The organism is Nocardioides sp. LS1, assembly GCF_003865225.1.
Classification (GTDB): domain Bacteria; phylum Actinomycetota; class Actinomycetes; order Propionibacteriales; family Nocardioidaceae; genus Nocardioides; species Nocardioides ginsengisegetis.
Window position 1 is genome coordinate 1,163,995 of sequence record NZ_BIFF01000002.1, and the last position, 12,792, is coordinate 1,176,786.

Consider the following 12,792-nt stretch of genomic DNA (forward strand, 5'->3'; position numbering starts at 1 on the left):
GCGGCGTCAGTCGACCAGCGACAGCGCGAGCACCGGGCAGGACGCCACGGCCGCGGCCACCTGCCCGCGGTGCTCCTCGGCCGGTGTCTCGTCGCGCAGGTGCATGACGTCGTCATCGTCCAGCTCGAAGAACTCGTGCGCCATCGCCTCGCACATGCCGAGCCCCTCGCACCGGTCGCGGTCCACGTGGATGCGCATCAGAGGGCCTCGCTCCGGCTGAGGGGGATGAAGTCGACCTTCTCGCGCACGCCGCAGTCCGGGCAGCACCAGTCGGCGGGGATGTCGGCCCAGGCCGTCCCCGCGGCGAAGCCCTCGTGCTCGTCGCCGGCGTTGACGTCGTAGGTGTAGGAGCAGCCGGGGCACTTCGCGGCCAGCACCTCGACCGCCTCGACGTCCGCCACCGTGACGTCGCCGTCGGCGCCGCGGTCGGCGGGCACCGGGGGCGGGTACGCCGCGAGGATGCGCTCGCGCTTGCGGGGCTGGAGGTGGGCGCGGGTCAGGTCGCCGTCGAAGTGGGCGATGACGCGGGGGTCCATCACCCGGCGCCAGACCGGCGGGAGGATCGCGAGCACGATCATGCCGGCGTACCCCGTGGGCAGCACCGGGCTCTCCTCGAAGTCGCGCAGGGTCTGGTAGCGACGGGTCGGGTTGGCGTGGTGGTCGCTGTGCCGCTGCAGGTGGTAGAGCAGCACGTTGGTCGCGATGTTGTTGGAGTTCCACGAGTGCGAGGGGTCGACCCGCTCGTAGCGCTGGCGCTCGCCGACGCCGACCTTCTGCCGCAGCATGCCGTAGTGCTCCATGTAGTTGACGACCTCGAGCAGCGAGAAGCCGACGACCGCCTGCACGACGAGGAACGGCAGGATCCCCACGCCCAGCCAGGCGACCAGGCCGCCCCACAGCACCGCGGACATCAGCCAGGCGTTGAGCACGTCGTTGCCGAGCCGGAAGGGGTGCTGCTGCTTGCGGGCGTAGCGCCGCTTCTCCAGCCGCCAGGCCGAGCGCAGCGACCCGATGACCGTGCGCGGCCAGAACTGGTAGAAGTTCTCGCCGAACCGGCTGCTGGCGGGGTCCTCCGGGGTGGCGACCCGGACGTGGTGGCCGCGGTTGTGCTCGATGTAGAAGTGGCCGTAGAAGCTCTGCGCCAGCGCGATCTTGGACAGCCAGCGCTCGTTGGCCTCCTTCTTGTGGCCGAGCTCGTGGGCGGTGTTGATACCGATGCCGCCGATGCAGCCGATCGAGATCGCCAGACCGAGCTTGTCGAGCGTGGTCAGGTCGCCGAAGCCGCCGGCGCCGTGGGCGATGACGTAGAAGGCGCCGACGAAGCCGACGTACTGGATCGGCAGGAAGAGGTAGGTGATCCAGCGGTAGTAGCGGTCCTTCTCCAGCGCCTCGATCGCGTCGTCGGGCGGGTTGGAGCGGTCCAGGCCCGCGAGCAGGTCGATCGCCGGGACGACGCCGAGGATCACGATCGGGCCGATCCAGAACCACACGCCCCACCCGGTCAGCGCCCACATCCCGCCGGCGATGAACGCCAGGCTCGGGACGACGAGGCCGATCAGCCACAGGTAGCGCTTCTTGTCCTTCCACGCCTCGGTCGAGCCGAGGGGGACGGTGGCGTTGGCGGTGCTCATGCGGGGACCTTCCTGCCGGGGTTTACATGACCATAGGGTTTGTAAACCACTTTGACAAGAGGGCTATCTTTGTAAACTTCAGGCCCAGCGGACCGCCGACAGGTCGCGCCAGTCGTCCAGCACGCCCCGCGAGTCGACGCAGTCCTCCTCGGCGTCGGACCGGTTCCACAACGTCAGGTAGAGCCCGACCGAGGGACCGGTGAGCGTCACGTCGGCCTCCTCCACCGGGCCCGTACGACGCGTGGTCACCGGCGGGTGCGCGCCGATCTGCACGCGCCACCAGTCGGGACCGTCCGTGGGAGCCACCACCAGCGTGGTCTCCTCCGGGCGCCGCAGCCGCGAGCGCGGCCGGGGCAGGAAGCCGCCGAGCAGCTCGTCGATGCCGTCGCGGGCGAGCACGGGGTCGATCCAGGTCTCCGACCCGCGCGGGTAGCGACCCAGTGAGGCCGCGAGCGCGTCGACGGCGTGGATCGTGGTCTCGTGGCACTGCCGCCGCGCCCAGAACGCCCGGGCCGGCGGGGCGTCGAGCAGGAACACCGGCGCGGCCACCCGCTCGGGCGCGTTGGTCACCGCCGCGGCCACCTCGACGGCCCCGTCGCGCAGCCACTCCAGCGGGTCGGGCGAGGAGCGGCCCTCCCGCTCGAGGTCGTCCGGCTCGACCCGCTCGCCTCGCAGTGCCGCCGCGGCCCACCGGTGCACCATCCCCTGGTGGGCGACGAGGTGCCGGACGGTCCAGTCGGGGCAGGTCGGGACGGGCGCGCGGAGGCCGGCGCGCTCGGCGTACCGGACGAAGGAGACCAGGGCAGCACGCAGTCCCTCGAGGTGCTGGGGCGTGGTGAGCTCGGTGGGCATGCCCCGAGCCTGACACCTCGGCCGTCCGCGGGCCTCCGATATTTCGTCCGGTGGCCGACCCGTCAGGCGCGCGTCACTGGAGCCGGGTGCCGTGGGGGCGGTACTTCAGCGTCGTGCAGACGTCGACCTTCAGCGGCAGGCGGTAGTAGCGGTCCACGTCGTGGATCTTGAGCCGGAACGCCGTGGTCTTCCTGGCGTGGCACTGGCTCGGCACGGTCGGCCCCGGGTCGGTCCAGCTCAGCACCGACTTCACCGTCGCCCCGGCAGCGATCACGACCGGGACGCCCTCGGTGCCGTCGGTGACGGTGTTGGGCGTCGACTCGTGCCCGATCGGTCCGGCGGCGTTGCGGAACCGGTAGGCCGTGTAGCCCATCGTCTGGCAGGCGGTCGCCGAGGCGTTGGTGACGCGGACCGTGAGGAAGCGCGACCCCGCAGCCCCCTCGAGGGCCCCCTTGGACGCGGTGAGGTCGGGGCCGGTGCACACGCGCACGTCCCCCGAGGACGGTCCGTTGACCGACGCGCTCGCGGCGCCCACGGGGGTGGGGGCGCCCAGGGCCAGCGCGAGCGCGGCGGCGACCGTGGGGGCGATCGCGGCGATCGGGTGCCGGCGGGTCCTGATGTCCATCGTAGTCCTCCGTCCGGGGCCCGGACGGGCCCTCACCTCTGGCACGCAGCCGGGGCCGCCGGGGTTGCTTCCCGCCCTCCGGACGGCGAGATTGTGCCCATGAGCGGCGACCTTCCCTTCGGCATCGACTTCGGCGGCACCGGCATCAAGGGGGCGCCCGTCGACCTCGGGACCGGCGACTTCGCGGCCGAGCGCGTGCGCGCGACGACGCCCAAGCCCGCCACCCCCGAGGCGGTGGCGGAGGTGTTCGCGGGGATCCTCGAGCAGTTCCCCGACTCCCGGGGTCCGGTCGGCGTGACCGTGCCCGGCGTCGTACGCCACGGGGTGGTGCACTCCGCCGCCAACATCGACAAGTCCTGGCTCGGCACCGACGCGGACGCCCTCTTCACCAGGGCGACCGGCCGCGACGTGCACGTCGTCAACGACGCGGACGCCGCCGGCCTGGCCGAGGTGCGGTACGGCGCCGCCCGCGGGCGCGACGGCCTGGTCATCGTCACCACGCTCGGCACCGGCATCGGCTCCGCCCTGGTGTACGACGGCGTGCTGGTGCCCAACTCCGAGCTCGGGCACCTCGAGATCGACGGACACGGCGCCGAGAAGCGCGCCGCCAACAGCGCCCGCGAGTCCGAGGACCTGTCCTGGGCGACGTGGGCCGAGCGGCTCACGACGTACTACCGGACCCTGGAGATGCTCTTCTCGCCCGACCTCTTCGTCGTGGGCGGTGGGATCAGCAAGAAGTCCGACGAGTTCCTGCCTTTGATCGACATCGACACCGAGATCGTCCCGGCGACCCTGCGCAACAAGGCCGGGATCGTCGGGGCCGCGCTCTGCGCGACCCGCTGATCAGGACTCGGCGAGCGCCTTCAGCTTCGTCATCGCGTCGAGGGTCTGCTTGGGCAGCGCCCGCTTGATCATCGGCGTGAAGAGCTTGCCGAAGCCCTTGGTCTGGATCGTGATCTCGTGGGTCAGCGACGTCTCGGCACCCATCGGCGCGACCTTGAAGTCGACCGTCACGTCGGTCATCTTGTCGACGAAGTGCAGGGTGAGGTGGCGGTCCTGCTCGCGCGCGGCGACCTCGCCGTCCATCGTGCCGGTCCGGCTGCCGTCCTTGTAGTGGTACTTCAGCGGCAGGCCGGCGTGGTTGGGGCCGTCCTCGAGCTTGTCGATGCCCGTGCAGCGAGTCAGCCACTCCGGGGTCCGGGTGAAGTCGTCGATGATCGTGAAGACGTGCTCCGGGGAGGCGGCGACGGTCTCGGTGTGCGCGAAGCTGGGCATGCGCTCAGGCTAGCCCTCCCCGCACTCAGTGACCGCGGATCGCCGCGGCGACCGCCTTGGGCACGTCGGGGTGGAAGACGGTCGGGATGATGAAGTTGGGGTTGAGCTCCTCGTCCTTGACGACCAGGGCGATCGCCTCGGCCGCCCGGAGCAGCATGTCGACGGTGATCTCGGAGGCCCGCGCGTCGAGCAGGCCCCGGAAGACGCCCGGGAAGGCCAGCACGTTGTTGATCTGGTTGGGGTAGTCCGAGCGGCCGCTCGCCACCACGGCGGCGTACTTCTCGGCCTCGGCGGGGTCGACCTCGGGGTCGGGGTTGGCCAGCGCGAAGACGACCGCGTCGTCGGCCATGTCCTTGATCCACTCGGGCTGCAGCACGCCCGGCGCGCTGACGCCGATGAAGACGTCGGCGCCCGCGAGCACCGTGTGCAGGTCGCCGGTGACGCGGCGGGGGTTGGTCGCGGCCGCCAGCTCGCGGTGCGCCGGGGCGAGGGTGTCGTCGTCGGCCGACAGGGCGCCGGCCCGGTCGACCACGACCACGTCAGTGACGCCGGCGGCGAGCAGGAGCGTGACGATGGCGGTGCCGGCGGCGCCACCGCCCGAGACCACGACCCGCACGTCGGCGAGCTGCTTGCGGACCACGCGCAGCGCGTTGGTCAGCGCGGCGAGCACGACGATCGCGGTGCCGTGCTGGTCGTCGTGGAAGACCGGGATGTCGAGGCTGGCGCGCAGCCGCGCCTCGATCTCGAAGCAGCGCGGGGCCGCAATGTCCTCGAGGTTGATGCCGCCGAAGCCGGGGGCGATCATCTCGACGGCCCGGACGATCTCGTCGGTGTCCTGGCTGGCCAGGCAGATCGGCCAGGCGTCGATGTCGGCGAAGCGCTTGAACAGCGCGGCCTTTCCCTCCATCACCGGCATCGCGGCGCCGGGGCCGATGTTGCCGAGGCCGAGGACGGCCGAGCCGTCGGTGACGACCGCGACGGAGTTGCCCTTGACCGTCAGCCGCCAGACGTCGTCGGGGTGCTCGGCGATCGCCATGCTGACCCGGCCGACGCCGGGGGTGTAGGCCATCGAGAGGTCGTCGCGGTTCTTCAGCGGCACCTTGGAGGCGACCTCGATCTTGCCGCCGAGGTGCAGCAGGAAGGTCCGGTCGCTGGTCTTGTGGACCTCGACGCCGGCCACCGCGTCGACCGCGGCCTCGAGCAGCTTGGCGTGGTCGGCGTCGCTGGCCGAGCAGGTCACGTCGACGACGAGCCGCTCGTGGCTGGACTCCGCCACGTCGATGGCGGTCACGATGCCGCCGGCCTGGGCGATCGCGGTCGCGACCGCTCCCACCACCCCGTGGTCCGGCGCCGTGTAGAGGCGCATGGTGATGGAGTACGACGAGGTGGTGGCGGCCATGCCAGCACCTTGCTCTCGGCCCGTGGTTACGAGCAAGTCACCTCCGACCGCAACGACCAGAAGTGACCGCGATCACCCGCGTCCGACGATCAGGCAGCCAGCGCCTTCTCGATGTCGCCGGTGATCTTCTCCGGCGGCGTGGTCGGCGCGTAGCGGCCGATCACCTTGCCATCGCGGTCGACGAGGAACTTGGTGAAGTTCCAGCGGATCTTGTTGCCCAGCAGGCCGCTCTTCTGCTTGCGCAGCCACTGGAAGACGGGGTGCGCGTTGTCGCCGTTGACGTCGACCTTCGCGAAGAGCGGGAAGGAGACGCCGAAGTTGCGCTCGCAGAAGGACGCGATCTCGTCCTCGCTGCCCGGCTCCTGCCCACCGAACTGGTCGCACGGGAAGCCCAGCACGCTGAACCCCCGGTCCTCGTAGCTGTCGTGCAGCTCCTGGAGGCCGGAGTACTGACCGGTGAAGCCGCACTGGGAGGCGGTGTTGACGACGAGGAGCACCTGGCCGTCGTACGTCGCGAGGTCGACGTCGGTGCCGTCGATCGCGCGCGCGGAGAAGTCGGTGAGGGAGGGAGCCATGCTTCAAGTATGCGTAACAGGGGGTTACTCCAAACATCAACCGTGTCGCACACCACATGGCGAACTAGGTCTGGACCAGGTTTCCGATAACCGGCGCTGGGCACGGTCCTCTCGGGCCGCAACCGGCCCGCGACGGAGTCGGTCCACACCCGCCTTCACCCAGGAGTGAGAGATGTCGTTCGTCACCGTGTTCACCGCAGGCGCCATGGGCTTCGTGCTGCTCGCACCGGTCCTCATGGTCTCGGTCCTCGTGTTCGCCAGCGTTCAGCTGCGCCGGCCGAGCGCGCTGGAGGAGTCGGTGACGGAGAACGGGACGAACGACGTCCTCCCCGCCCCGGCCACCCTCAGCCGCGCCGCCTGAGCACGACCGCCAGCAGCACGAGCGACACCGCCTGGCAGGCGCCGAGCACGACCACCAGGTCGAGCCGCCCGCCGGAGTAGAGCCACCCGGCGAGCGCACCACCGGCCAGGGCCGCGGCGCCCTGGAAGGCCGCGAACACGCCGTACGCCGTGGCCAGGCGACCGCTCGGCACCAGGTCGGCCACCAGCGCCTTGACCGTGGAGTCCTGGACGCCGACGGCCGCCCCCCACACCACGATGCCGGTGAGGGCCAGACCCAGGCGGTCGTCCAGCGCGAGCAGCGGCACAGCGGCCACGAGGAACGGCAGCACCAGCAGCACCTTGGCCCCGATCCGGTCGTAGGCGAAGCCGGTCGCCAGCGCCGAGATCGCCTCCACGCCCATCGCCACGGCATAGACGACCGGGACGAGCGCGGGTCGCACCAGGTTGGCGTCGGCGAGGTGGAAGCCGATGATCCCGAAGGTCATCAGCCCCAGCGTGCTGGCCGCGCAGGAGAGCGCGAAGAGCCGGAAGTCGCGCGGCAGCTTCGTCGGCGCGTCGACACGCACGCCGGTCGCGCTGGTGGGGGGCGCCTCCGGCTCGTCGTACACCGTCATGTCGGGCACCCGCGCCCGGATCACCGCGAGCAGCACCAGCGCGATCACTCCGGGGACGGCGAGGGCGGCCAGGCCTGCCCAGGTGTGGGTGGTCAGCGCGACCATCCCGGCCACGACCAGCGGACCGGCGAAGGCGCCGACCTGGTCGAGCGCCTTGTGCACCGCGAAGCCGCGACCGCGACCGACGCTCCGTGCCGCGTGGGCGAGCAGGGCGGACTTCGAGGGGCTCCGGATCGCCTTGCCGGTCCGCTCGAGCAGCACCATCGTGGCGCCGAACGCGAGTCCCGCGCCGCCGAGGAACGGCGCCACCGCCATCAGCGGCACGCACACCACCGTCAGCCCGTAGCCGACGATCGTCAGGGCCCAGTAGCGCCCGCTCCGGTCGGCCAGCGGCCCCGACCACAGCCTCAGCACCAGCGCCGCGGCCTCACCCGCACCCGTCACCACGCCGACCACGAGCGCGCTCGCGCCGAGCGAGGCCAGGAACGGTCCGGTGATCGACCGGGCACCCTCATAGACCATGTCCGCGGCGAGGCTGACCACCCCGAACCACACCACCGTGCGCCACGGGGACCAGGTGGGCTGCTCTCGTACGTCGGTCACGCGGTCATTGTGGTCGAGTCGTCGCAACTGCCGGGACTGTGGGCTGGTTGCGCGCCGACGTGTGGCTGCGGGATGTCGCGCCTTCGGCGGGTACTTCTAGGTCGCCTTCACCCGGCGGACCTAGACCGGCCGGCAGCAGGATCGCTTTCATGTCGCGTTCATCGTCCGACGGCTACGGTCGGCGCGTGAGCCGGACCCGTGAGACGAGCAGGCCGTGAGGGTGCTCGTCGCCGAGGACGAGGTCCGGTTGGCCGTCCTCCTCGAGCAGTCGCTGACCGAGGCCGGATTCGACGTGGACGTGGTCGGGGACGGGCGGGCGGCGTTCGCGGCGGCCGTGGACGTCGGCGACGCGGCGTACGACGTCCTGCTGCTGGACTGGATGCTGCCCGGGCTGGAGGGGCTGACCGTCTGCCGCCGGCTCCGCGAGGCGGGGGTCCGGACCCCGGTCCTGATGCTGACCGCCCGCTCGTCCGTGCCCGACCGGATCGCGGGGCTCGAGGCGGGCGCCGACGACTACCTCGGCAAGCCGTTCGACCTCGACGAGCTGATCGCCCGGCTGCGGGCCCTGCACCGGCGGGCTCGGTCCGACGAGCTCGAGGGTGCCGTGGTGCAGGTGGGCGACCTGTCCCTGGACCGGGAGGGGCGGCGGGTGCACCGTGGCGGCACCGAGATCACCCTGTCGGCGCGGGAGTTCGACATCCTGGAGCTCCTGATGTCCCGGGCCGGCCGACTGGTCACCCGGTTCACGATCCTCGACGAGGTCTGGGACGGCGACACCGACGTGCGCAGCAACGTCATCGACGTCCACGTCGCCGCCCTGCGCGCCAAGATCGACCGGCCCTTCGGCACCGACACGATCCGCACGCTCCGCGGGTCCGGCTACCGGATCGACCCGTGAGCCTGCGCGAGCGCGTCACGCGGCTGCCGCTGCGCGTGCGCCTGGTCGCCGGCTTCTCCGCGACGATGCTGGTCGTGCTGACCGCGGCCGGCGGGTTCGTCTACTGGCGCGTGCAGTTCGCCCTGGACCGACAGCTCGACGGCGACCTCGCCGCCAGCACCCGGGTCCTCATCCCCCTGATCCAGCCCGACGGGACCGCGACGGCCGATGCGAGCCGGCTCGGGAGCAGCGAGCTCTACCAGGTGCTGGACCGGCGGGGACGGGTCCTGTCCTCCAGCCCCACCCTCGACGGTTCGCCCCTGATCACCCCGGCCACCGTGCGGGACTCCCTGGACGGGCCCGTGCGCCGCGACATCGGGGCCTTGTTGCCGACCACCCGCAACCCCCTGCGGGTGCTCGCCACCCGGATCCCCGCCACCGGCCCGGCCCAGCCCGCGGCGGTGCTCGTCGTGGCGGTACGACGCGACCACCGCGACGAGGCCCTGCTCGAGCTGCTCGGCCAGCTGGCCGCCGCGCTCTTCGGGGCGTTGCTGGTGACGGCCTTCGTCGGCGATCGCCTGGCGCGGTTCGCGCTCCGCCCCGTCGACCGCTACCGGGCCCAGGCGGACGACATCATCGCCGGCGCCAGTGGCGTCCGCCTGGAGGTGCCGGAGGGGCGCGACGACGAGGTGACCCGCCTCGGCCACACGCTCAACGCCATGCTGGACGCCCTCGAGGAGGCGGTGGACCGCGAGCGGCACTTCGTCAACGACGCCAGCCACGAGCTGCGCACCCCGCTGACCCTGCTCACGACCAGGGTCCAGCTGGCCCGGCGCCGGACCCGGTCGGTGGCCGAGCACGAGGCCGTGCTGGCCGAGATCGAGACGGACGTGGTCCGGCTGGTGCAGCTGGCCGAGCACCTCCTCGACGTGGGCCACGGCAGCGCCGAGGACACCGAGGGCTGCGACCTGGCCGTCGTCGTGGCGGAGGAGGCGCGGCGCCGCGGCGCCGGCTCCGAGGTCTCCGGCCCCGTCCCGGTGCGGCTGACGCCCGCCGCCGTGCATCAGCTCGTGGGCAACCTGCTCGACAACGCGGCCCGGCACGGCGGCGCGCCCATCGTGGTGCGCGTGGACGCCGTGGGCGAGTGCGCCCGGCTCCAAGTGGTCGACGGCGGGCCGGGCATGTCGCCCGAGCTGCTCGCCACCGCCACCCGCCGATTCACCCGCTCGCCAGAGTCCCGGGCCACGGAGGGCTTCGGGTTGGGGCTCTCGCTCGTCGAGGCACTCGTGGTCCGGTCGGGTGGTGAGCTCCGCCTGTGCAGCGGCGGGCGCCACCACTCCTACGGGTCCGTGGCGGCTGCTCCGGCGTGCGCCCACGACGGCGCGATGCGCGTCAGTGTGCTGCTCCCGCTCGACCGCTCCTGACGGTCACCCCACGAGGCGGGCGCGCACCTGCGCGGGCTGCTGGTAGCCCACGTCGTTGCTGTGCCCGTCGAGCTCGATCGCGATCGAGCGGTCGCCCAGGTCGATCACGACCTGGTGATCGGCGACGTGCGAGACCTCGCCGCGGACGAGGTAGAGGTCGCCGTCGAGGCGCTCGAGCGCGGAGCCCGGGGCGCAGCGCTCGACGTCGTCGACGGCGATGCCGCGGAGCTGGGGGCGCAGCCGGCCGCGGAAGCGCCAGGCGAGCAGCACCATGCCGAGCAGGGCGAGGTCGGCGACGATCGTGACGACCAGGCCGAGGCTGCTGTGCGCCTGGCCGTCGACCTCGAACGCCGCGGGGTTGCCCGGGAGGACGCGGACGGCGACCTGCTTGCTGGCGCTCGCGTCGTCGTACGTCGCCTTCTCGACGTCAGCGCTCCACAGCGTCTGGTCGGGGTCGACGTCCTTGCTGAAGTGGAACTTCACGAAGTACTGCGGGCTCTCGCCGGCAACGGTCTCGGCGTCGACCACCGTCGCGGTGACGTCGACGCCGGAGCGGTCGACACGCCAGCTCGTGATGGAGCTGTGCACGAGAGGCAGGTTGATCATCACCGCCACGAGGGCGATGAGCAGCCAGGCCTTGGTGCTGAATCCGCGCTTCACCGGGCCAGTATCCCGGGCGGCGACGGGTCAGGCGGTCGCCGGGGCGGCGCGCCCGAGGAGACCCGCGAAGAACGCCGAGCGCTGGTCGTCGGTGGAGCGGTCCAGCTCCTGGGCGACCCGCGAGACGGTGTCGATGCGTTCGAGGGCGCTCGCGCCGAGGGGCACGAGGTGGTCCAGGAGCGTCGCGCGCTCGTCGTCGAGCCATGGCAGGTGGGCGAGAGCGCTCAGTCGGGCTCGCACCGACCGCTCGATCTCCCCGAGAAGGTCGGCGTCGCGGACTTCGGCTCGCCAGTCCACGGTGCGCCAGTGGTCACCCATGCAGGGGAACCTATGTCGAGGCACGGCTCCGTGGACAGACCCCGGTGGGTGAAATCACCAGGAGCCCTGTCCTCCGAGCCCGTTGTCACCACGACGAGGTCGGACCATCAGCGGCATCTCCCCTGATGGTCCGACCTCTGGTTTTGAGCGCCGTCTACTTCGTCAGACAGATGTAGACGAACTGGTTCGTGCCATCTGCGAGGTTCGCGAATACCTTGTACTCGCCCGCTGTCATGGCCTTCGTGCTCCAGTTGTACTGATAGTGACCACCCGTGCTGGTGTACACGGCCGACGCGTCGGGCGAGACGGTGGGCACCGTGTCCGCTGATGCAGTCGCGTCACAGGCACCCAGGTTGTCTGACCTGGAGAACGTCGGGCTACCCGTCTGCTGAACGACCTGGCCTTGAAGGTTCGTCAGGTCGAACTTCACCGGAATGGTCTGCCCGAGCTTGAACTTGCTCTCGTTCAGGCCGGTCTGGTGAGCAGTGTCGTTGACGGGCTGCAGGAACCCGTTCCATCCGTAGAGGAGGCTGAACCCACGGCTTCCCTCGCTCCCGACCAGGTTGCTGGTGCCGCTGTAGGTGGCGAGCACGGTGTAGGGCCCCACCGCCGCACCTGCAGGGAGCGTCAGCACCTTGGAGGCTGCCCCTCCCGCAACGGTTGTCGAGGTGCCGGAAGCGATCACGGTGCCTGCCTTCATGACCTGGAAGGTCACCGTGCCGGCGTTGACCGAGGAGCCGATCGCCGAGACCGTGGCCGACAGCGACAGCGCTGTAGCAGTCGCCGAGTAGGTCTGGTCCGACACCGCCGCCGCCACGGTGGTGGTGGCCCGCTTGCTGACCGTCAGCTTCCTGGAGCCATCGGTGGACCCCACGAAGTTGCCGGTCCCCGAATAGGTCGCCACGATCGTGTACTCACCCACAGCCGTCCCGGCCGGCAACGTGTAGTCCACACTCGCCACACCCGCACTACTCACGGCACCGGTCACCGCCGCACCCACGTTGGTGGCACCCGACTTGACCTGGAAGCTCACCGTGCCGGCACCCACCGACGAGCCGGTCGCCGCGACCGTCGCGGACAGGGCCACCTGCACCGACTGCTCCGAATAGGTCGAGGACCTGTCCACCGCGGTCGTGGTGGTGCCCCGCTTGCCGACCGTCAACTTCTTCGAGTTGTCCATCGACCCATCGAAGTTGCCGGTCCCCGAATAGGTCGCCACGATCGTGTACTCACCCACAGCCGTCCCGGCCGGCAACGTGTAGTCCACACTCGCCACACCCGCACTACTCACGGCACCGGTCACCGCCGCACCCACGTTGGTGGCACCCGACTTGACCTGGAAGCTCACCGTGCCGGCACCCACCGACGAGCCGGTCGCCGCGACCGTCGCGGACAGGGCCACCTGCACCGACTGCTCCGAATAGGTCGAGGACCTGTCCACCGCGGTCGTGGTGGTGCCCCGCTTGCCGACCGTCAACTTCTTCGAGTTGTCCATCGACCCATCGAAGTTGCCGGTCCCCGAATAGGTCGCCACGATCGTGTACTCACCCACAGCCGTCCCGGCCGGCAACGTGTAGTCCACACTCGCCACACCCGC

Annotated in this window: 16 protein-coding genes (1 of these 16 only partly in view); 4 read left to right on the plus strand and 12 right to left on the minus strand. The window is 71.2% G+C overall.

From position 1 onward, the window contains the following. Positions 1-6 precede the first annotated feature (6 nt). From EJF31_RS10500 to EJF31_RS10515, 4 genes are all read right to left on the minus strand, one after another. Complete coding sequence (locus EJF31_RS10500; protein ID WP_125036992.1) at positions 7-198, minus strand: ferredoxin; 192 nt, start codon at positions 196-198, stop codon at positions 7-9. Continuing rightward, positions 198-1,631 carry a fatty acid desaturase gene (locus EJF31_RS22475; RefSeq protein WP_125036993.1) on the minus strand — a complete coding sequence of 478 codons (1,434 nt, stop codon included), beginning with the start codon at positions 1,629-1,631 and terminating at the stop codon, positions 198-200. Before EJF31_RS22475 ends, EJF31_RS10500 begins: the two co-directional genes overlap by 1 nt. 78 nt (positions 1,632-1,709) lie before the next feature. Then, positions 1,710-2,483 (minus strand): maleylpyruvate isomerase family mycothiol-dependent enzyme, encoded by a 774-nt coding sequence (locus EJF31_RS10510; RefSeq protein ID WP_125036994.1) that lies wholly within the window; start codon positions 2,481-2,483, stop codon positions 1,710-1,712. 73 nt (positions 2,484-2,556) lie between these two features. Continuing rightward, the gene (locus EJF31_RS10515) at positions 2,557-3,108 is read right to left on the minus strand and encodes a DUF4232 domain-containing protein (protein ID WP_125036995.1); all 552 of its coding nucleotides are present in this window, start codon (positions 3,106-3,108) and stop codon (positions 2,557-2,559) included. Positions 3,109-3,207: 99 nt separating this feature from the next. Between EJF31_RS10515 and ppgK the strand changes: the two genes are divergently transcribed. Then, positions 3,208-3,951, plus strand: coding sequence for a polyphosphate--glucose phosphotransferase (gene ppgK / locus EJF31_RS10520; protein ID WP_125036996.1), 744 nt, complete (start codon positions 3,208-3,210; stop codon positions 3,949-3,951). On the opposite strand, the gene EJF31_RS10525 is transcribed toward ppgK, so the two are convergent. The 3 genes from EJF31_RS10525 to EJF31_RS10535 form a co-directional block, all read right to left on the minus strand. Then, the gene (locus EJF31_RS10525; protein ID WP_125036997.1) at positions 3,952-4,383 is read right to left on the minus strand and encodes an SRPBCC family protein; all 432 of its coding nucleotides are present in this window, start codon (positions 4,381-4,383) and stop codon (positions 3,952-3,954) included. 25 nt (positions 4,384-4,408) lie between these two features. Continuing rightward, positions 4,409-5,782, minus strand: a complete 1,374-nt coding sequence (locus EJF31_RS10530; protein WP_125036998.1) for an NAD-dependent malic enzyme — start codon at positions 5,780-5,782, stop codon at positions 4,409-4,411. Between the two features lie 89 nt (positions 5,783-5,871). Further along, positions 5,872-6,357: a glutathione peroxidase gene (locus EJF31_RS10535; protein WP_125036999.1), complete on the minus strand. Its 486-nt coding sequence runs from the start codon at positions 6,355-6,357 to the stop codon at positions 5,872-5,874. A 172-nt stretch (positions 6,358-6,529) separates the two neighbouring features. Here EJF31_RS10535 and EJF31_RS10540 point away from each other — a divergent pair, with 172 nt between their 5' ends. After that, entirely contained in the window at positions 6,530-6,718 is a 189-nt protein-coding gene (locus EJF31_RS10540) for a hypothetical protein (RefSeq protein WP_125037000.1), read from the plus strand. Here EJF31_RS10540 and EJF31_RS10545 read toward each other — a convergent pair. Further along, on the minus strand, positions 6,702-7,916 hold the full coding sequence (locus EJF31_RS10545; protein ID WP_260430763.1) for an MFS transporter: 1,215 nt from the start codon (positions 7,914-7,916) through the stop codon (positions 6,702-6,704). The two genes, EJF31_RS10540 and EJF31_RS10545, sit on opposite strands and share 17 nt — an antisense overlap. A gap of 214 nt (positions 7,917-8,130) precedes the next feature. Here EJF31_RS10545 and EJF31_RS10550 point away from each other — a divergent pair, with 214 nt between their 5' ends. Continuing rightward, the gene (locus tag EJF31_RS10550) at positions 8,131-8,814 is read left to right on the plus strand and encodes a response regulator transcription factor (RefSeq protein ID WP_125037001.1); all 684 of its coding nucleotides are present in this window, start codon (positions 8,131-8,133) and stop codon (positions 8,812-8,814) included. After that, a complete protein-coding gene (locus EJF31_RS10555; RefSeq protein WP_260430764.1) occupies positions 8,811-10,217 on the plus strand; it encodes an ATP-binding protein in 1,407 nt (468 codons plus the stop codon). The genes EJF31_RS10550 and EJF31_RS10555 overlap by 4 nt, the downstream gene beginning before the upstream one ends. 3 nt (positions 10,218-10,220) lie before the next feature. Here the strand turns inward: EJF31_RS10555 and EJF31_RS10560 are convergent, their stop codons facing one another. The 4 genes from EJF31_RS10560 to EJF31_RS10575 form a co-directional block, all read right to left on the minus strand. Then, on the minus strand, positions 10,221-10,877 hold the full coding sequence (locus EJF31_RS10560) for a hypothetical protein (protein WP_125037002.1): 657 nt from the start codon (positions 10,875-10,877) through the stop codon (positions 10,221-10,223). A gap of 27 nt (positions 10,878-10,904) precedes the next feature. Then, positions 10,905-11,195, minus strand: coding sequence for a hypothetical protein (locus EJF31_RS10565; protein WP_125037003.1), 291 nt, complete (start codon positions 11,193-11,195; stop codon positions 10,905-10,907). A gap of 154 nt (positions 11,196-11,349) precedes the next feature. Next, on the minus strand, positions 11,350-12,603 hold the full coding sequence (locus EJF31_RS10570) for an Ig-like domain repeat protein (protein WP_185736199.1): 1,254 nt from the start codon (positions 12,601-12,603) through the stop codon (positions 11,350-11,352). Between the two features lie 65 nt (positions 12,604-12,668). Beyond that, positions 12,669-12,792 carry the 3' portion of an MBG domain-containing protein gene (locus EJF31_RS10575; protein ID WP_185736200.1) on the minus strand. Its footprint extends 497 nt past the window's final position, so only the last 124 of its 621 coding nucleotides appear in the window; the start codon falls outside the window, past its right edge; the stop codon is at positions 12,669-12,671.